The following is an 18140-nucleotide window of genomic DNA, read 5'->3' as shown; positions in this document are numbered from 1 at the left end:
GGGCTCAGTCGCCGGCCTTGCGGGCGCGTTCGGTGAGACGGCCCATGCGGGCGCGGGCGGACTCCAGTTCCTCTATGTCGTCGGCCGCGGGGCCGTCCTCCGCCGCGAGTCCGGTCCACAGGTCGATCAGGTCACGGCCGAGGGCAAGGCCCTGCTCCGGGTCGCGCACGGCACGCCAGGCCGTGGCCGCGCTCTGGACGTTGCCGTAGGCCGACTCCGCGTCGTGGGCGCGGTGGCGGATCCGGGCGAGGTCCAGGGAGAGGTGGAAGGAGCGGAGCGGGTCACCGGCCAAGTAGGCGATGTAGGCGGCGAGTTCACGCAGCCGGAGGGCTTCGGGATGTTCCGCGCCGAGCGCGCCGACAGCGTCCGTGACGGTCCGCTCCGCGAGCGCGGCGGCCTCCTCGATACGGCCTGCCTTGACCGCGTCGTTGATCCGCACCATCGGCTCGACCAGGAACTGCGTACCGGCTCCGTCGGTCGTCACCGGGTCGTCCCCCAGCACGGCCTCGGCGACGGCGTCGAAGCCGCGGGCCGGGGTGGGCTTGGGATCGGGTTCGGGGGCGGTGAGGACGAGGTCGGGGATGGGGGCGGGGGCGGGGGTTTTTGCCGGAATGGGGGCGGGTGGCTTGGGCTCATTGCGAAGTGCGGGTGGGGTCTCCGGCGACGCATCCATCGTCGGGGGCGGCCCGAAGGCTCCCGTAGGTGGCTGGACCTGGCCGAGGGAGGTGTCGTTCCGGGCCGACTCCGGTACGGCGTGCAGCGGGAACGTAGGTGCCGACTCCCCGGCGGACTCGGGCACGGCGCGCAACGGGAAGGTGGGAACCACGCCCTCCGCCGCCTCGGCCTCCGGTACCGCACGCAGCCGATGGGTAGCCGGGTCACCGCTCGGCCGCCGATCCTCGGGTTTGGGCGTCACACCGACGACGGGCGGAAGCTGAGGCGGAGCCCCAGCGGCCGCCAGATCAGCCGAACCACTACCGCCACCACCACTACCGCCGCCCCCGCCCATAGCCCGGGGCTCGGCCGAGAAGTGGCTGGAGCCGTCGGGATCGATCTGGAGGGGCACGACGTACCCGATGCGCGCGTCGTGGATGGTCGCGTGGACGGGATGACCGGTGGCCGTGGCGATGCGATGGAGGTGACTCAGGACCGCCTGCTGGATCTCCTCGCCGGCGGCCACCGCGACCGGCACTCCGCCGATCGACGCGCCTCCGGCGCCGGGGCCGTCAACAGGTACGCGTACCTCGAAAGGTGACGCTGCGGGTGCCAAGCGTGCGGCTCGCTTCTGCTCCCGCTTCTTCTCGCGGCTGAGTCGAGTCATGGGTTCCCTCACTCGCATGCGTCGGGGAGTCGGGCACGAACTCCCCAGCGTCAAGATCCGTTCCTACGCGTACTGTTGAGTTTCTCCGCTCCCTTCCGGTTCTCAGGTCACCGCGACGTCACAGCCTCGTCCCAGGAGTTCCCGACGAGTCGCGCACCCCTGGAAACACCACGAGGATCGGCGGGGTCACGAGGGAGGAGCTCGGTGATGCAGACAGGTGGACGGCAGGGCCCGGAGATCTGGCTCCGCGGACCGGTGTCACTGGACGACGGCCCGCACGCGGGGGCACCGGAAACACCCGAGCGCCCGTCCAGTATCCCCACCGGCATCCCCACCCACATCCCCGCCTCCCCCCGCCGCTTCTCCTGGGTGGCCACCCACGGCGGCACCGGCGTCACCACCCTCGCCACCGTCTACGGCGGCCAGGACTGCGGCCGCGACTGGCCGACCCCGGAGGACCCGCCGTCGATCCTGCTGGTGGCCCGCACCCACGCGGCGGGCCTGGCCGCGGTGACCCGCGCCCTGGAGCTCTTCCGCCGCGGCGAGGCCCCACCCGGCCTGGACCTGGACGCCGTGGTCCTGGTCGCGGACGCGCCCGGCCGACTCCCCCGCCAGCTGGCCCAGTACATCAAGTCCATCGAATCGGTGATCGACGTCTACCGAGTCCCCTGGGTCCCCTCCTGGCGCCTGGGCGACCTGACGGGCCCCCCACCCCGAGAAACAGACCCCTTGTCCCGCCTGACAGGCACAACCCGCCCCCCTCGCTGAATCCCCTCCCCCTGAACGGGACGGCCCCACGCACCGACCGGCACCCGCCAACGAAACGGAAGCGGGTCGTGGCGGTACGGCGCAGCCCGCCGCGTACCCGGCACCAACCCCGCCGACCCCTCTCAACAAACGCCAGGGCCCGACCGGCGGCGGGCTCGCCGTACCGCCACGACCCCGCCCCACAACGCACCAGCGCGCCCACCCGCACCCATGACCCCGCCGACCCCGAACCCCCCAGGGGCGCGGGGAACTGCGTGCCCAGCCCCCACGCACCCGCACCCGCCCAACAACCCCAAACCCCCCATGGACAGATGCTTGCGTGCGCATATAATGCACACAGCTACAATCGCCGCACGCCGCATACCCCTGGGGGACCCATGACCCGCCGCTTCCTCTTCGTCCTCGGCAGCGCCCGCCTGAACGGCAACACCGAACTCCTCGCCCGCAGGGCAGCCGAACAACTCCCTCCCGACACGGAGCAGGAGTGGATACGCCTCGCCGACCACCCCCTCCCCGACTTCCTCGACATCCGCCACGACGGCACCGCCGGCCCAGTCGGCACCGTCGGCCCAGTCCAGCCCGACGAGAACGCCACGATCCGCCAACTCCTGGACGCCACCCTCGCCGCGACGGACATCGTGATCGCCTCGCCGGTGTACTGGTACTCCCTCTCCGGCCTCACCAAGCGCTACCTGGACTACTGGTCCGACTGGCTCCGCGTCCCCGGTGCCGACTTCAAGGCGACGATGGCAGGCCGCACCCTCTGGGGCGTCTCGGCCCTCGCCGACGACCAGCCCGTGGTGGCGGACCCGCTGATCGGCACGCTCAACAACTCGGCCGCGTACCTGAAGATGCGCTTCGGCGGAGTCCTCCTCGGCAACGGCAGCGCCCCCGGAGACGTACTCAAGGACACCGAGGCCCTCACCCAGGCGAAGACGTTCTTCACCCAGGAGCCCCCGCTCGCCCGCTTCCCCTTCGAAAACGCAACCGCGTAACCACGCAACCGCCTAACCACGTGACCGCGTAACCGCGCAGCCCCCTACGCCGTGATGTCCTTCGCCGTGAACCGCGCCCACGCAGCCGACCCGAACACCGCCGCGTACAACGCCTGAAGCCCCAGGTTCTTCACCAGATCGTCCCAGTACACCGGTTCACGCATGAGGTCGGCGAAGGACAGCCAGTAGTGGGAGAAGAAGTACGGCTGGAGCGCGTGCAGTTGAGGAATCTGATCAAGAATCTGCACGGTGATCAGCAACCCCACGGTGGTCGCCATCGCCGCGATCCCACTGCTGGTCATGGTCGAGACGAACAACCCCAGCGCCGCGATCCCGACAAGAGACGCGGCCACGACCAGCGCGATCAACAGCGCCCGCCCCAGCCCCTCCGCGAAGCTGATCTGCGTACCGGAGATGGTCGTCAGATCCCCCAGGGGAAACAACAACGCGCCCACGGTCAACGCCGACAGCGCCACGACAAGCGTCGCCACCACACAAAACGCCATCACCGTCGCGTACTTGGTGAGCAGCAACCGAGTCCGCCCGGCGGGAGCCACCAGCAGATACCGCAAGGTCCCCCCACTGGCCTCCCCGGCGATCGCGTCACCGGCGACAACCCCGATGGCCATGGGCAAAAAGAAGGGAAGCGTCGCAGCCAGCGCGGTGAACACCAGGAACAACCCGTTGTTGGTGATCTCGGCGATGAACGCGGGCCCCCCACCACCATTCCCGCGCCCGACGGACGACCCGTCCCGCGTCTCCACCTTGACCGCGATCCCGACCAGGATCGGCACCGCGGCCAGCACCCCGAGCAACGCCAGCGTGCGCCACCGCCGGAACGTGGTCACCAGCTCGCTGCGCAGCAGCCCGAACGTCCACATCAACCGCGGTGCCCGTACGGCGAGTTCAGCCTGCGACATCGAAGCCCTCCCCCGTGAGCGCCACGAACGCGTCCTCCAGGGAGGCCCGTTCGACCCCGAACCCCCGCACCCGCACCCCGGCGGTCACCAACGCCTTGTTCACCTCGGCGAGTTCACGATCGGGCGGCTCCGCGGTCACCCGCTCGTCGGCCACGGCCACATCGGCCAGCCCCAGTTCCTTCAGCACCCGCGCCGCGTCCCCCGTGTCGGGCGTCGCCACGAATAGCCGCCCCCGGGTCCCCGCGGCCAGCTCGGTCACGGAGCCCTGGGTGATCAGCCGGCCCTGAGCCATCACGGCCGCGTGCGTGCAGACCTGCTCGATCTCGTCGAGGAGGTGGGAGGAGAGGAAGACGGTCGTCCCGTCGGACGCCAACTCCCGGATCAGGGACCGGATTTCACGCATCCCCTGCGGGTCGAGCCCGTTGGTCGGCTCGTCCAGGACGAGCAGTTGCCGGGGCTGGAGCAGAGCGGACGCGAGCCCCAGCCGCTGCTTCATCCCCAGCGAGTACGCCTTCGCCTTCTTCCCGGACGCGGCCGTGAGCCCCACCCGGTCCAGCGCGGCGGCGACGCGGGCGCGCCGGGTGCGCGGGTCGGCGGTCGGGTCGGCGGCGTCGTAGCGAAGCAGGTTGTCGCGGCCGGAGAGGAAGCCGTAGAGGGCGGGGCCCTCGATCAGGGCGCCGACGTGCGGCAGGACCGTGCGGACGGATCTCGGCATGGGGCGGCCCAGGACGCGGGCCGTGCCGGAGGTGGGCTCGATGAGGCCCATCAGCATGCGGATGGTGGTGGTCTTGCCGGAGCCGTTGGGACCGAGGAAGCCGAAGACGCTGCCCGCCGGGACGGTCAGATCGAGACCGTCCACGGCGAGCTGCCCGCCGCGGAAGCGCTTGGTGAGCCCGCGGGTGGCGATGACACCGCCGCCCGCGACTCCGTATTCCTGCACCTCAGCGGACGGTTCGCCCATCGGCTCCCTCAATTCCTCGTCCCCCTACGGCAGTTGGTCGACCGCCGGTGTCACTTCGCCGCATCGGCCGCCTTCACCAGCGCGCTCTTGGTGACCGCGCCGACGTAGACCTTGCCGTCGTCGGTGACCAGGGCGTTGACCAGGCGGGTCGAGAAGACCGTGCCCTTGCCGAAGTCGCCCTTGACCTGGTCGCCGAGCGAGCCGAGGAAGCCGCCGAGGTCGCCGCCGCCGGCCGAGGAGCCGGTCGGGATGCCCTGGCCGCCGGTGTCGAAGGTGGCGATGGAGTTCCAGCCCTTGCCGATGACGGTGGGCTCGTCGGCGCCCTTGCCGAGGCCCTTGTCCGCCTTGCCGTTGTCACCGAAGGGGGCCGCGTGGTCCGGGGTCGCCTTCGTGGCGCCGTCCTCCGTGGTGACCTTCGCGCCCTTGGGCGTCTTGAAGTCGAAGGTCGAGGCGGCCGGCTTGGCGAGGCTGAGCTGGGTGAAGCCGACGTCGACGACGGCCGCGCCGCCGCTCGCCGGGGTGAGCGTGAACTTGAGCGGCAGGCCCGTCTTGGAGTCCACCGCGACGCTGATCGTGCCGACCGTCGTGCCGGACTGCTTGGGCTTGATCAGCAGCTTGTAGGCGTCGCGGCCCGCGACGTGCTCGGTGCCGTCGACCGTGACCGAGGTGGTGTCGTCGACCGACTTCAGCGCCTCGTCGGTGAGGCCCTTGGGCGTGGCCCGGGTCTCGTCGCTCTTGGCGCCACCGGCGGCGGTCGTGCCGTGGTAGACCTCGTTCGACTTGCTGTCGTAGCCCCAGACGTCCTTGCCGTTGTGGATGAGGCTGTACTCCGCCGCGTTCTCCAGCAGGGAGACCTTCTGCCGGTCGGGGCCGTCGGCCGCGACGCGCAGGGTGTGGGTGCCGGTGGCCAGCTCGGTGAGCTTGGCGGACGGGTCGGCCGAGGAGCCGTCGCCGGACTTCGTAGCCCCGGACAGCATGCTGCTCTCCAGGCCGCCGAGGTCGGGCAGGCCGAGGTCCGTGCTGATCTTCACGGTGCCGGACAGCTGCTGGACGTCCGACTTGGCGATCTTGTCGAGGAGCTGCTGCGCGGTGACCTTGGGGAGATTCGGGTCGCCGGAGTCGGCGAGCGCCGGGACCAGTCCGATGGTCGCCGCCGCCACCCCCACCACGGTGACCGGGACGATGTACCGCGCCGCCCTGCGCCGCCCGGACCGGAGGTCCTCGACCTCGCCGGCGTCCGTGCTGTCGTCGGTTTCGTACGGTGCCATGTCTGCCTTACCTCCGTCGTCGGCGGCGGCCGGTCCGTCCTGTACTCGTCCCATGGTCGTCCCACCCTGAGCCGCCATTCTCACCCGAATCGGTGAGGAGTGGTGTTTTCCGTGTTCTCCATCTGACCAAATCCGTCACCCGTAAGCGTCAGACCGGGGAGGCAACTCCACGTACTCCTGCGGTATGACACCCGGAGCCGCCAACTCCCCCGACCCGTAAGGGTTCCCCGCAGCACGAGGTGAACACGCCGCGGGCACCGCATCGGAGCACGGCGGGGCCGCAGCAACCGGACCCGCGTCCTCCGCCAAGTGATGCGCGTCACATCGAGTCGCATACCACTCAAATACGTACAAATAGGTGGCATCACACCGCGCCGACCCACCACGCGGACCATCGCATCGACCAAAGGGGTCGCCATGCACGCCACCAAGCACCTCACCGGATACGCGGCCACGGGCGTCGCGGTCCTCACCCTCACGCTCGCCGGCTGCGGAAGCGGCGGCGGCAGCGCGAGCGGCGCCTCGCACGCGACGCCCGCCGCGGCCACCACCGGGACGACCCTCATGACCGCGAAGGTCGCCAAGCTCGGCACGGTCGTGACCGACAGCAAGGGGTACGTCCTCTACCGCTTCGACGCGGACTCGGTGCACCCCACGAAGGTCAGCTGCTACGGCACCTGCGCCGTGGTCTGGCCCGCGGCGACCGTCAAGGGTTCCGTGACCGTGAAGGGCATCCACAAGAACCTCGTCTCCACGGTCAAGCGCACCGGCGGGGGCTCACAGCTCACGCTGGCCGGGTGGCCCCTGTACCGCTACGACAAGGACACCAAGCCGAAGCAGGCCCACGGCCAGGGCGTGGACGGCACCTGGTGGGCGGTGACGCCCAGCGGAGCGAAGGCCGTGACGAACGCCGCCTCCGGCATGGGAGGCGGCTACTGAACGGGCCTCAGCCCGCCCGGTGCACCACCGCGTCGCACATCTCCAGGAGGGCGACCTTCGCGTCGCACTCCGGGAGCGGGGCGAGAGCCGAGCGGGCGTCCTCCGCGTACCGCACGGTGTCGCGGCGGGCCTGCTCCAGGGCCGGGTGGGCGCGCAGCCGGGTGAGGGCCTCGGCGTGCCGGGCGTCGTCCGTGAGGTCGGAGTCGAGCAACTCGCACAGGGCGATGTCCTCGGCGAGACCGAGCCGGTCGGCCCGCTCGCGCAGGCGCAGCACCGGCAGCGTGGGGATGCCCTCGCGCAGGTCGGTGCCCGGGGTCTTGCCGGACTCGTGGCCGTCGGAGGCGATGTCCAGGACGTCGTCGGCGAGCTGGAAGGCGACGCCGAGCCGCTCGCCGTACTGGGTGAGGACGTCCACGACGGTGTCGTCGCAGCCGGACATCATCGCGCCGAAGCGGCAGGCGACCGCGACCAGGGAGCCGGTCTTGCCGCCGAGCACGTCGAGGTAGTGCTCGACCGGGTCGCGCCCGTCGGACGGTCCCGCGGTCTCCAGGATCTGGCCGGTGACGAGCCGTTCGAACGCCTCGGCCTGCACGCGGACCGCCTCGGGGCCGAGGTCGGCCAGGGTGTGCGAGGCGCGCGCGAAGAGGAAGTCGCCGGTGAGGACCGCGAGCGAGTTGCCCCAGCGGGTGTTGGCGCTCTCCACCCCGCGGCGTACGGCCGCCTCGTCCATGACGTCGTCGTGGTACAGCGTGGCGAGGTGGGTCAGCTCGACGACGACCGCCGAGGGCACGACACCCGGCGCGTACGGGTCGCCGAACTGGGCGGCGAGCATCACGAGGAGCGGCCTGAACCGCTTCCCGCCCGCGCGCACGAGGTGCTGGGCGGCCTCCGTGATGAAGGGGACCTCGCTCTTGGTGGCTTCGAGCAGACCCTCCTCGACTGCCGCCAATCCGGCCTGGACATCGGCTTCCAGAGCCTGGTCCCGCACGCTCAGCCCGAACGGCCCGACGACGGTCACGAGGGGTCTCCTGTCTGCTGGTGTCCCTGGGCGGTCACACGGTTTGTCGATAGGTCGCTGCCATCACTCAAGTCAGCGTATCCGGTCGGCTTTCGATCACCCATGCCGCCCACCCGTCCAGCACGGGCGGTATCGGATCACGACCGGTATGTTTTTGATCACCTGATAAGAACGGATATTTATCGACTTACGCGGAAGTAGTGGATGGTGTCTCGAACCGCGCTCGAAGCCCAGCCCGACAACGAACCGCCGCCCGAGGACGACCACGCCTTCTTCGGCCAGCCCAGGGGCCTGCTCACGCTCTCCGGGCTCGAGGTCTGGGAGCGGTTCTCGTTCCTCGGCATGCAGGCCATCCTCGTCCTCTACTTCGCGGATACCGTCGCGCACGGCGGCATGGGCATGTCGTCCGGAACGGCCGCATCCGTGTCGGCAGCCTACGGAACGCTGGTCTATCTCGTCTCGGTCGCGGGCGGCTGGCTCGCCGACCGCATCCTCGGCTCGTACCGCGCGGTGCTCTGGGGCGGCATCCTCATCGCCTGCGGGCACTACGCGATGGCGGTGCCCACCCCCACGATGACCTGGGTCGGCCTCGGCCTGATCAGCGCCGGGACCGGCCTGCTCAAGCCCAACGTGGCCACCATGGTCGGCAAGCTCTACCGCACCGACGACGAACGCAGGGACGCCGGTTTCGCGCTCTACTACATGGCGATCAACATCGGCGCCTTCGCGGGCCCGCTGATCACCGGCTGGCTCGGCGACCACAAGGGCTGGCACTGGGGCTTCTCCGCCGCCGCGGTCGGCATGACCTTCGGACTGATCCAGTACGTCGCCGGCCGCCGTCACCTGGCCGGCCGCAGGAACACCGCCGAGTTCGCGCTCGCCCCGGACGCCATGCGCCGCGCGGTCCGGCTGATCGTCGTGGGGATCCTGGTCGCCGCCGTGCTGGCGACCGGACTGGCCTTGGCCGGCTGGCTCACGATGGGCCGCTTCGTCGACCTCCTCACCGTCATCTCCGTCATCGCGCCGGTCGTGTACTTCGCGGTGATGTTCATGAGCCCCCGGGTGAGCCCCGAGGAGCGCGGCCGGCTGCGCCCGTACATCGTGCTGTTCCTGGCCTCCACGGTCTTCAACTTCATCCTGTTCCAGGCGTATTCGACGATGATGCTGCTGGCCGCCTCGAACGCCGAGACCACCATCCTCGGCTTCGACTTCCCCGCCAGCTGGTACGCAAGCGCGCTCGGCGCCTTCGAGGTCGGGCTCGCACCCGTGGTCGCCGCGCTCTGGGTCCGCATGGGCCGCAGCCAGCCGCACGCCTCCAACAAGATCGCGATCGGCGTCGTGCTCGGCGGCCTGTCCTTCCTGCTGATGGTCCTGCCGACCAGCGGGCACACCGGCGACGCCTACCGCATGTCGGCCTGGTGGATCGTCGGCTCCTACTTCCTGCTCGGCCTCGGCGACATCCTCCTGGAGACCTCCGGCATGTCCGCCACCACCAAGCTCGCCCCGGCCGCCTTCTCCAGCCAGACCATGTCCCTCTGGTTCCTGTCCCTCGCCCTCGCCAACGGCATCCAGGCCCAGACCGTGAAGCTCTACGACGACGTCTCCAAACCGGCCTACTTCGGCGTCAACGGCGCGATCGCGGTGGCCGCTGGCCTCGCCGTGATGGCCGCCGCGCCCTGGCTGCGCCGCACCATGCACCCGGTCCACTGAACCTGCGGGGTCCCCTCATGCGCATCCGTACGTCCTTCCCCCACGAGACGACCCACGAGGACATCCGCATCCCCCTCGCGGACGGAACCCGGCTCTACGCGCGCGTGTGGCGCCCGGTGACGGACGAACCCGTCCCCGCGCTCCTGGAGTACCTCCCGTACCGCCTGACCGACTGGACCGCGCCCCGCGACGCGCAGCGCCACCCCTGGTACGCGGGCCACGGCTACGCCTCCGTCCGCGTCGACGTGCGCGGGCACGGCAACAGCGAGGGCCTGCCCGGCGACGAGTACGACGCGCAGGAACTCGCCGACGGCGTCGAGGTCGTCAACTGGCTCGCCGCGCAGCCCTGGTGCACCGGCAAGGTCGGCATGTTCGGCATCTCCTGGGGCGGCTTCAACTCCCTCCAGATCGCCGCCCTGGCCCCCGAGCCGCTGAAGGCGATCGTCACCGTCTGCTCCACGGACGACCGCTACGACAACGACGTGCACTACATGGGCGGTTCGGCCCTCGCCGTCGACCTGCACGCCTGGGCGGCCACCATGCTCGCCTTCGTCGCCCGCCCGCCGGACCCCGAGTACGCGGGCCTCGTCTGGCGCGACATGTGGCTGGGCCGCCTGGCGGAGATCGACCCGTTCATCCACACCTGGCTCGCCCACCAACTCCGCGACGACTACTGGAAGCACGGCAGCGTCTGCGAGGACTACGGCGCGATCGACGCGGCCGTCCTCGCGGTCGGCGGCTGGCACGACCCGTACCGCGACACGGTCATCCGGCTCGTCGAACACCTCCCGCCGGACCGCGTACGCGGCCTCATCGGCCCCTGGTCGCACCAGTACCCGGACCGCGGCCTCCCGCCCGGCCCCGCGATCGGCTTCCTCCAGGAGACCCTCCGCTGGTGGGACCACTGGTTGAAGGACAAGGACACCGGCGTCCTGACCGACCCCCTCCTCCGGGCCTACGTCAGCGACTCGCATCCCCCGGCCACGGTCTACGACACCCTCCCGGGCCGCTGGGTCGGCGAGCCCGCGTGGCCCTCGCCGCACGTGAAGACGACGACGTACGGCCTCCGGGGCGCCCCCGTGGTCGTCCGCTCCCCCATGCACACCGGGGTGGACGCGGGCCGGTTCTTCCCCTTCGGGAACGACGCCGACCTGCCGCCGGACCAGCGGGACGAGGACGCGCGGTCGGCGTGCTTCGAGTTCGAGGTGCCGGCCGAGACGTGGGTGCTGGGGCGACCGAGGGTACGGCTGCGGCTGACCTGCGAGGTGCCGCGCGGGCAGGTGATCGCCCGGCTCTGCGACGTCGCCCCCGACGGCTCCTCGACCCTGGTCACCCGGGGCGTGCTCAACCTGTCGGCGCGGCACGGGCGGGACCGGGCGGTGCCGTGGACGCCGGGGACCACCGAGGACGTCACCTTCGAGCTGAACGGCATCGGGCACGCGTTCCCGCCCGGGCACCGCATCCGGCTCGCGGTGTCGTCGGCGTACTGGCCGTGGATCTGGCCGCAGCCGGAGTCCGCGGCGGGCTTCACCCTGGACCCCGAGGGCAGCGCGCTCGAACTCCCGGTGCGGGAGCAGGAGTTGACGGACGACATCCACTTCGACGAACCCGAGGAGGCCGAGCCGCTCGGGGTCAACTACCCGGCCACGCTGGACGAACCGCGGCCCGAGCGACTGATCGTGCGGGATGTGGCGAAGGGCGAGTGGCGGCTCGAGGTCGACCCCCGGTACGGCGGCACGCGGGTGTATCCCGACGGGCTGGAGTTCACCGAGGACGCGCTGGAGACGTACACGATCGACGAGTCCGATCCGCTGTCCGCGCGCACCCTCTCGGAATGGTCGATCCGGCTGCACCGGCCGGAGCTCGGCTGGGACACGAGCGTGCGGACCCGGTCGGAGATCACCTGCGACGAAACGGACTTTCTTACCTCAAATGAGGTCATCTGCACCGAGGGTGGAGAAGTGATCTTCCATCGCACCTGGGAGAAAAGGATTCCGAGAACTGCCAGTTGAGGTTGAATGCCCGATTTGCCGTTCTTAATCCTCTCGTGAGTTGGGTCACGCGTTTCTGTGCGCGACCTGTGTCCCGGTCTGCCCGCGTTTCCCCTTGCGGCGATTGACAGTTGACCCTTGGCTCCTGCAAAGGATCAAGCGCCCCATACGCCTCAGACCAAGGTCAATAGGGGTTAGGTGTGATTCCGCCACTTGTTCCGGACATGTGCTCTCGCATAGTTTCCCGGCCTGTCGAGCGGAACGCCGAATCCTGCCGCCGCCCGGCATCCCAGTCACGAACTTCTCGCACGGCAGGAGCGGGGGAACCAGGTAAGTCGCCGGACCGGTCATCGCGACCGGGACGGCTAGGGGTTAAGTCACGTCCGCAAGGGCGCGGCCGGGCACCTCCCAGCCCGAACCCGACAGCTCACCTCGCAGGCGACGGAGAGGAACCTCGTCATGCCTGCAACCGCTCAGTCCCGCCGTGCCCGCCTCGTCCGCCGTGCCGTCATCGCCGGCACCGGTGCGGCGATCCTGGCCCTGCCCGTCGTCGGTGCGACCACCGCGTCCGCGGCCACCACGTCGACCACCGCCGCCTCCACCACGCTCGCCGGGTACCCCAACACCCTTGACGGGTGGATCCGGGAGTCGCTCGCGATCATGGCGCAGAAGGGGATTCCGGGTACGTACAACGGGATCTACCGGAACGTGATCCGTGAGTCGTCCGGCAACCAGTACGCGATCAACAACTGGGACTCCAACGCGGCGGCCGGTACGCCGTCGAAGGGGCTGCTCCAGGTGATCGACCCGACGTTCAACGCGTATCACGTGGCCGGGACTTCGTTCGACCCGTACGACCCGGTCGCGAACATCACCGCTGCCTGCAACTACGCGGCGGCCGTGTACGGGTCCATCGACAACGTGTACGGCGCTTACTAGAAAACAGCCGCAAAGAGAAACAGCCCCGCGCCCCTGAATGTGCCCCTGCGGGGCCATTCAGGGCTCAGCCGAGCAGTCTCTCCAGCACCACCGCGATGCCGTCGTCCTCGTTCGAGGACGTCACCTCGTCCGCCACCGCCTTGAGTTCGGGGTGGGCGTTGGCCATCGCCACCCCGTGCGCCGCCCAGTCGAACATCGGGATGTCGTTCGGCATGTCGCCGAAGGCGATGGTGTCGGAGGGGGTCAGGCCCAAGTGGCGGGCGGCCAGGGCCAGTCCCGTCGCCTTGGTGATGCCGAGTGGCTGGAGTTCGACGGTGCCGGGGCCCGACATGGTGACCGAGGCCAGCGAACCGACCACCGAGCGGGCCGTGGCCGCCAACTCGTCGTCCGCCAGGTCCGGGTGACGGAGCAACACCTTGCTGATGGGCTCGCACCAGAGGTCGTCCCGCCGGCCCACCCGCACCGAGGGAAGCGTGGGGTGCGGCATCAGGTAGCCGGGCTCGATGAGCGTGAGGCCGTCGACACCGTCCTGGTCGACCGCCGCGTACACCTGGCCCACTTCCGCCTCGATCTTCCCGAGCGCCGTCTCCGCCAACTCCCGGTCCAGGGTGACCGACCAGAGCAGACGGTCCGCGCCGGCGTCGTACAACTGCGCGCCCTGTCCGCACACCGCGAGCCCCTTGGAGCCGAGGTCGTCCAGCAGGGGCCGCACCCTCGGCGCGGGCCTGCCGGTGACGACGAGATGCCGGGCACCGGCCGCCGCCACCCGCGCGAGCACGGCGAGGGACCGGTCGGAGAGCGTGTCGTCACCGCGCAGCAGCGTCCCGTCCAGGTCGGTGGCGATCAGTGCATATGCGAGGGGTGCGGCCATGATCAGAGAATACGGATGGAAAGCCCCCCCGACTCGACACGAACCGGACGGCTCCTGCCTTCACATGCGTTGACCCGAGTTCCGGTTGGTTTGACAATTACGGCCGTTATGCCGACTCCCGTACCACCAGTTCCGTAGGCAGAATCACGCCGGCCGTGTCCTCGCCGGCGATCTGAGCCAGGAGCATGCGGACCATTTCGGCGCTGATGCGGTCGTAGGGCTGGCGCATGGTGGTGAGGGCCGGGGTGATGGAGGTGGCCGCGGCCGAGTCGTCGAAGCCTCCGACAGCGATGTCATCCGGGACCGAACGGCCCGATTTCTGGAGGGTGTTGACCACTCCGAGGGCCATCAGGTCCGAGGCCACGAAGACCGCGTCTATGTCCGGGGCCTGGGCGAGGAGGCGCCGTGCCGCTTCCTCGCCGCCCGTGCGGCGGTAGTCGCCCTCGACCACGAGGGTCGGGTCGTGCGGGAGGCCTGCCTCGGTGAGGACGTCCCTGTAACCCGCCAGGCGGTCGGGGCCGCCGGGGGCGTCCAGTGGGCCGGTGACCATGGCGATGCGACGGCGGCCTCGGGCGATGAGGTGGCGGACCATTTCCTGGGCGCCGTCGCGGTCGGCCGCTGCCACGTAGCTGTACTTGGAGGCCGTGCCGAGGGGTTTGCCGCAGGCCACCAACGGGATGCCCGCGGACCGGAGTTCGGCCGCCACCGGGTCGCCGCTGTGGTTGGAGACGAGGAGGACGCCGTCGACGTGGCCCGAGGTGATGTACCGCGTGAGGCGGCGGCGGTCGTCCTTCGACGACGCCAGCATCAGGAGCAGCGGGATGTCGTGGCGAGCCAGGTGTTCGGTGCAACCCCGCAGCAGGACATTGAAGTTGGGGTCCTCGAAGAACTTCTCCTGCGGCTCGGTGAGGAGGAACGCCACCGAGTCCGAGCGGCCGGTGCTCAGGGAGCGGGCGTGCCGGTTGACGACGTAGCCCGTCTTCCTGATCGCCGTCTCCACCGCGGTGCGGGCGGCCGGTGAGACGTAGTGGCCGCCGTTCAGGAACCGGGAGACCGTGCCCCGGGAGACCCCTGCCTCCCGGGCCACGTCGTGGATGGTGGGCGGCTTGCGGCGGCCGTTCGGACTGGTGGTCATGGTCCTCGTTCTGCCCGTTCGGGTGCGGTGGGGGGAGATACGGCTCAGCGCTGACACCTCGGGACGCACACCTCAGGCCTTGACCGATCCGCTCAGCAGGTCCAGGGACCAGAAGCGCTGGATCACCAGGAACAGCGCGATCAGGGGGAGGATCGCGAGGAAGCAGCCCATGATGACCAGGGTGTAGAGGGCGGGTTGGGAGGCGCCCTGGTTGAGCAGGGTGTAAAGGCCCAGCGTGAGCGGGAACTTGGTGTCGTCGGCGAGCATCACGTACGGCAGCAGGAAGTTGTTCCAGATGCCGACGAACTGGAAGAGGAACACCGTGATGAGCCCGGGCATCATCATCGGCACCGCAATCCGCGAGAAGATCCGCCACTCGCTCGCGCCGTCCATGCGGGCTGCCTCGAGGAGTTCGCTGGGGACGGACGCGGCCGCGTAGATGCGGACGAGGTAGACGCCGTAGGGGGAGAGGATCGACGGGAGGAGCATCGACCAGTACGAGTCGGCCAGGCCGAGCTTCGACAGGAGCAGGTACTGCGGGACGGTCAGCACGATGCTGGGGACGAGGACGCCTGCCAGCATCAGCTTGAAGACGAACTCCCGTCCCCTGAACGCGAATCGGCCGAGCGCGTAGCCGCCGGCGGCCGAGACCGCGGCGGAGAGGAGGGCGCCGCCGCCCGCGTAGAAGAGGGAGTTGACCATCCACTGCCAGTAGATGCCGTCGCGGTACGAGCTGAGCTGTTTGAGGTTGTCGAGGAAGCCGGTGCCGGGGGCGAAGGTGAACGTGGAGAAGAGTTCGCCGCGGCCCTTGCTGGCGGCGATGACGACCCAGATCACGGGGATCAGGCAGTACAGCGAGCCGAGGATCAGCACGAGGGTGGGCACCCACGCGGTGCGCTTCCGCCGGAGGAGGCCCGGGCGGGCGTCGGTGGCGGTGAGGGTGAGGGGGGTCATGCCCGGTCCTCCCGGGTGTAGCGGTCGGAGACACGCAGCAGGGTGAAGGAGAGCGCGAAGGTCGCCAGGGCCAGCACCACGGCGGTGGCGGAGGCGCCGTAGATGTCCGACCTGAGGAAGGCGGCGTCGTAGATGGCCATCAGCGGACTCCAGGAGCTGGAGAGGCCGTTGGTCAGCGGCTTGAGGGCCATGGGCTCGGTGAAGACCTGGAGCGTGGCGATGACCGAGAAGAAGAACGTGAGCACGAGGGACGGCATCACGATCGGGATCTTGATCCGCAGGGCGATCTTCAGGTCGGAGGCGCCGTCGATGCGGGCGGCCTCGTAGATCTCCTGGGGGATCGAGCGCAGCGCGGTGTAGATGACGATCATGTTGAAGCCGGTGCCGCCCCAGACCGCGATGTTCGCGAAGGAGAGGTACAGGTTGCCGCCGTCGAACAGGTCGGGCTGCGGGAGGCCGAACTCGCGGAGCAGGTAGTAGAAGGGGCTGACCGTCGGGAGGTAGAGGAAGCCCCACATCAGGGCGGCGATGATGCCGGGGACGGCGTACGGCAGGAAGATCGCGAGGCGGGCGAACTTGGCGCTGCGGGCCTGCGGGGTGTCCAGCATCAGCGCGAAGACCAGGGCGAGACCGAGCATGGTGGGGATGACGATCAGGCCGTAGCCGAAGGCACGCAGGACGCTGTGGCCGAACTCGGAGTCCTCGAGGACGGCGGTGTAGTTGCCGAGGCCGTTCCAGACCTGCCGGCGGGCGCCCTTGCCGAGGCCGATGCCCTTGACCTGGACCTTGTGGAGGCTGAGCCACACCGCGTAGCCGATGGGGACGACGGTGAAGGCGGCGAACAGGAGCACGGCCGGTACGAGGAACCAGTACGGCGCGCTGCGGCCACGACGGCGGACGCGCTGGGGGCGGACGGGTGTGGCGGTGCCGTCCGCCAAGGGCCCGGCCGACAGCCGGTCGGAGCCCTTGAGCGGCGTGCTGGTCATGCCTCGGTCACCTTGAAGCCCTGCTTCTTCATGTCACTGAAGGTCTTCGCCTGCATGGTGGCGAGCGCGGTGTCGAACTGCGCGGCCTTCTTCGCCTTGGTGGCGGTGCCGAACGCGTCGCTGAAGGTGTCGTAGGCGACCTGGACGTTCGGGCCCCAGGCGGACGCGGCCGTGGTGGCGGCGATCTTGGCGGCCGTGTCGTAGAAGTCGGTCTGGTTCGGGAAGAACTCGGGGGTGGTGAGCACCGAGCCGGACTGGCCCTTGGTGGCCGCCGGGTAGATGCCGGCCTCCTTGACCAGGGCGGCGAGCGCCTCGGGGTCGGTGTTCAGCCAGTGCGCGAACTTGGTCGCGGCCTCGGCGTGCTGGGAGTCGGTGGAGACGCCGGTGGAGGAGCCGCCCCAGCTGCCGGTGACGTCCTCGCCCGCGCTCCACTGCGGCAGCGGGGCCATGCGCCACTTGCCCTTGGTGTCGGGGGCCGAGCTGACCAGGACTCCGGGCGCCCACACCGCGGAGACCCAGCCGAGGTGGGTGCCCTTGTTCAGCGCGTTGTTCCAAGCCGGCGTGTACATCGGCTGGTTGTCGATCGCGCCTTCCTGGACGAGGCCGCCCCAGAAGTCGGTGACCTTCTTCGTGGCCGCGTCGTCGATGCCGACGGTCCACTTGCCGCCGCTCTCCACGGTCCACCACTTGGCACCGGCCTGCTGCGCCAACCCGGCGAACAATCCGGGGTCGTTGGAGGAGAACGTCGTCAAGTAGGCGTTCGGCAGGGCCTTCTTGGCGGCGCGGGCGGTCTTCGCGAAGTCGTCCCAGGTCGCCGGGACGGTCAGATTGTGCTGCTTGAACAGGTCCTCGCGGTAGAAGAACATCAGCGGCCCGGAGTCCTGCGGTATCGCGTACACCGCGTCGGTGCCGAGCGTGACCATCGCCCAAAGTCCCTCGGCGAACTCGGACTTGGCGGACTTCGCGTACTTCGAGATGTCCGCGAGCACGTCGTTGGAGACCAGCGTGGGCAGCGACTGGTACTCGACCTGGATGAGGTCGGGGGCGTTGCCCGCCTTCTTCGCGGTGATCAGCTTGGAGACGATGTCCTTGCCGGCGGCCTGCTTGGAGACGGTGACCGTGATGTCCGGGTTCTTCTTGTTCCAGATCGCGGCGACCTTGTCCATGTTCGGCGCCCAGGACCAGTAGGTCAGCTTGACGGGCCCGCTGCTCTTGCCGGAGTCGTCGTCGGAACCGCCGCAGGCGGCGAGGGTGCCCGTGAGGCCTACGGCTGCCGCCCCGGCAAGGATGCTGCGCCTGCTGAACTGGTGGCGGTGGATCGACATCTTCATCTCCCCTGACTGAGTGCGAGCCGGTCACCGGCT

General features: G+C 69.8%; 16 protein-coding genes and 1 riboswitch. Of the genes, 6 read left to right on the top strand and 10 right to left on the bottom strand.

The genetic code is table 11. The features are described from left to right. Positions 1 to 4: 4 nt before the first annotated feature. Positions 5 to 1321: a tetratricopeptide repeat protein gene (locus OHT77_RS26335; RefSeq protein ID WP_328830931.1), complete on the bottom strand. Its 1317-nt coding sequence runs from the start codon at positions 1319 to 1321 to the stop codon at positions 5 to 7. A 207-nt stretch (positions 1322 to 1528) separates the two neighbouring features. On the opposite strand from OHT77_RS26335, the gene OHT77_RS26330 reads away from it, so the two are divergent. Both OHT77_RS26330 and OHT77_RS26325 read left to right on the top strand, forming a co-directional pair. After that, a complete protein-coding gene (locus OHT77_RS26330) occupies positions 1529 to 2089 on the top strand; it encodes a DUF6668 family protein (protein WP_266769490.1) in 561 nt (186 codons plus the stop codon). Positions 2090 to 2466: 377 nt separating this feature from the next. Further along, on the top strand, positions 2467 to 3084 hold the full coding sequence (locus OHT77_RS26325; RefSeq protein ID WP_328830930.1) for a flavodoxin family protein: 618 nt from the start codon (positions 2467 to 2469) through the stop codon (positions 3082 to 3084). 44 nt (positions 3085 to 3128) lie between these two features. Here the strand turns inward: OHT77_RS26325 and OHT77_RS26320 are convergent, their stop codons facing one another. From OHT77_RS26320 to OHT77_RS26310, 3 genes are read right to left on the bottom strand one after another with little or no spacing between them, the layout of a single operon-like run. Beyond that, complete coding sequence (locus OHT77_RS26320) at positions 3129 to 4004, bottom strand: ABC transporter permease (RefSeq protein WP_328830929.1); 876 nt, start codon at positions 4002 to 4004, stop codon at positions 3129 to 3131. Further along, entirely contained in the window at positions 3991 to 4965 is a 975-nt protein-coding gene (locus OHT77_RS26315) for an ABC transporter ATP-binding protein (RefSeq protein ID WP_328830928.1), read from the bottom strand. The genes OHT77_RS26320 and OHT77_RS26315 overlap by 14 nt, the downstream gene beginning before the upstream one ends. 50 nt (positions 4966 to 5015) lie before the next feature. Then, entirely contained in the window at positions 5016 to 6233 is a 1218-nt protein-coding gene (locus OHT77_RS26310) for a LolA family protein (RefSeq protein WP_328830927.1), read from the bottom strand. Positions 6234 to 6650: 417 nt separating this feature from the next. Between OHT77_RS26310 and OHT77_RS26305 the strand changes: the two genes are divergently transcribed. Continuing rightward, a complete protein-coding gene (locus tag OHT77_RS26305; RefSeq protein WP_328830926.1) occupies positions 6651 to 7172 on the top strand; it encodes a COG4315 family predicted lipoprotein in 522 nt (173 codons plus the stop codon). Positions 7173 to 7179: 7 nt separating this feature from the next. Here OHT77_RS26305 and OHT77_RS26300 read toward each other — a convergent pair whose 3' ends face one another. Beyond that, positions 7180 to 8190, bottom strand: a complete 1011-nt coding sequence (locus OHT77_RS26300; protein ID WP_328830925.1) for a polyprenyl synthetase family protein — start codon at positions 8188 to 8190, stop codon at positions 7180 to 7182. A 204-nt stretch (positions 8191 to 8394) separates the two neighbouring features. Here OHT77_RS26300 and OHT77_RS26295 point away from each other — a divergent pair, with 204 nt between their 5' ends. The 3 genes from OHT77_RS26295 to OHT77_RS26285 all read left to right on the top strand — a co-directional run bounded on the left by OHT77_RS26295 (position 8395) and on the right by OHT77_RS26285 (position 12830). Further along, positions 8395 to 9900 carry a peptide MFS transporter gene (locus tag OHT77_RS26295; protein WP_328830924.1) on the top strand — a complete coding sequence of 502 codons (1506 nt, stop codon included), beginning with the start codon at positions 8395 to 8397 and terminating at the stop codon, positions 9898 to 9900. 17 nt (positions 9901 to 9917) lie between these two features. After that, a complete protein-coding gene (locus tag OHT77_RS26290; RefSeq protein ID WP_328830923.1) occupies positions 9918 to 11912 on the top strand; it encodes a CocE/NonD family hydrolase in 1995 nt (664 codons plus the stop codon). A gap of 263 nt (positions 11913 to 12175) precedes the next feature. Continuing rightward, positions 12176 to 12347: riboswitch (cyclic di-AMP (ydaO/yuaA leader) on the top strand. A gap of 3 nt (positions 12348 to 12350) precedes the next feature. Continuing rightward, positions 12351 to 12830, top strand: coding sequence for a transglycosylase SLT domain-containing protein (locus OHT77_RS26285; RefSeq protein WP_328830922.1), 480 nt, complete (start codon positions 12351 to 12353; stop codon positions 12828 to 12830). A gap of 64 nt (positions 12831 to 12894) precedes the next feature. Here OHT77_RS26285 and OHT77_RS26280 read toward each other — a convergent pair whose 3' ends face one another. The 5 genes from OHT77_RS26280 to OHT77_RS26260 all read right to left on the bottom strand — a co-directional run bounded on the left by OHT77_RS26280 (position 12895) and on the right by OHT77_RS26260 (position 18107). Continuing rightward, positions 12895 to 13701, bottom strand: a complete 807-nt coding sequence (locus tag OHT77_RS26280; protein ID WP_328830921.1) for an HAD family hydrolase — start codon at positions 13699 to 13701, stop codon at positions 12895 to 12897. 106 nt (positions 13702 to 13807) lie between these two features. Continuing rightward, positions 13808 to 14836 carry a LacI family DNA-binding transcriptional regulator gene (locus tag OHT77_RS26275; RefSeq protein ID WP_328830920.1) on the bottom strand — a complete coding sequence of 343 codons (1029 nt, stop codon included), beginning with the start codon at positions 14834 to 14836 and terminating at the stop codon, positions 13808 to 13810. A gap of 72 nt (positions 14837 to 14908) precedes the next feature. Next, positions 14909 to 15790, bottom strand: coding sequence for a carbohydrate ABC transporter permease (locus OHT77_RS26270; protein WP_328830919.1), 882 nt, complete (start codon positions 15788 to 15790; stop codon positions 14909 to 14911). Continuing rightward, positions 15787 to 16776, bottom strand: coding sequence for a carbohydrate ABC transporter permease (locus OHT77_RS26265; protein ID WP_328830918.1), 990 nt, complete (start codon positions 16774 to 16776; stop codon positions 15787 to 15789). The genes OHT77_RS26270 and OHT77_RS26265 overlap by 4 nt, the downstream gene beginning before the upstream one ends. Continuing rightward, on the bottom strand, positions 16773 to 18107 hold the full coding sequence (locus tag OHT77_RS26260; protein WP_328830917.1) for an ABC transporter substrate-binding protein: 1335 nt from the start codon (positions 18105 to 18107) through the stop codon (positions 16773 to 16775). The genes OHT77_RS26265 and OHT77_RS26260 overlap by 4 nt, the downstream gene beginning before the upstream one ends. Between the last annotated feature and the right edge of the window lie 33 nt (positions 18108 to 18140).

This window comes from Streptomyces sp. NBC_00252 (assembly GCF_036187565.1).
GTDB lineage: Bacteria > Actinomycetota > Actinomycetes > Streptomycetales > Streptomycetaceae > Streptomyces.
The sequence above is the reverse complement of the archived record's forward strand: the minus strand, read 5'-3'. Positions and strand labels throughout refer to the sequence as shown.

Coding starts and splice junctions, on each gene's coding strand:
- OHT77_RS26330 (WP_266769490.1), top strand. CDS start 1,529: ATGCAGACAGGTGGACGGCAGGGCCCGGAGATCTGGCTCCGCGGACCG.
- OHT77_RS26320 (WP_328830929.1), bottom strand. CDS start 4,004: ATGTCGCAGGCTGAACTCGCCGTACGGGCACCGCGGTTGATGTGGACG.
- OHT77_RS26305 (WP_328830926.1), top strand. CDS start 6,651: ATGCACGCCACCAAGCACCTCACCGGATACGCGGCCACGGGCGTCGCG.
- OHT77_RS26265 (WP_328830918.1), bottom strand. CDS start 16,776: ATGACCAGCACGCCGCTCAAGGGCTCCGACCGGCTGTCGGCCGGGCCC.
- OHT77_RS26290 (WP_328830923.1), top strand. CDS start 9,918: ATGCGCATCCGTACGTCCTTCCCCCACGAGACGACCCACGAGGACATC.
- OHT77_RS26280 (WP_328830921.1), bottom strand. CDS start 13,701: ATGGCCGCACCCCTCGCATATGCACTGATCGCCACCGACCTGGACGGG.
- OHT77_RS26285 (WP_328830922.1), top strand. CDS start 12,351: ATGCCTGCAACCGCTCAGTCCCGCCGTGCCCGCCTCGTCCGCCGTGCC.
- OHT77_RS26315 (WP_328830928.1), bottom strand. CDS start 4,965: ATGGGCGAACCGTCCGCTGAGGTGCAGGAATACGGAGTCGCGGGCGGC.
- OHT77_RS26295 (WP_328830924.1), top strand. CDS start 8,395: ATGGTGTCTCGAACCGCGCTCGAAGCCCAGCCCGACAACGAACCGCCG.
- OHT77_RS26260 (WP_328830917.1), bottom strand. CDS start 18,107: ATGAAGATGTCGATCCACCGCCACCAGTTCAGCAGGCGCAGCATCCTT.
- OHT77_RS26335 (WP_328830931.1), bottom strand. CDS start 1,321: ATGACTCGACTCAGCCGCGAGAAGAAGCGGGAGCAGAAGCGAGCCGCA.
- OHT77_RS26270 (WP_328830919.1), bottom strand. CDS start 15,790: ATGACCCCCCTCACCCTCACCGCCACCGACGCCCGCCCGGGCCTCCTC.
- OHT77_RS26325 (WP_328830930.1), top strand. CDS start 2,467: ATGACCCGCCGCTTCCTCTTCGTCCTCGGCAGCGCCCGCCTGAACGGC.
- OHT77_RS26275 (WP_328830920.1), bottom strand. CDS start 14,836: ATGACCACCAGTCCGAACGGCCGCCGCAAGCCGCCCACCATCCACGAC.
- OHT77_RS26310 (WP_328830927.1), bottom strand. CDS start 6,233: ATGGCACCGTACGAAACCGACGACAGCACGGACGCCGGCGAGGTCGAG.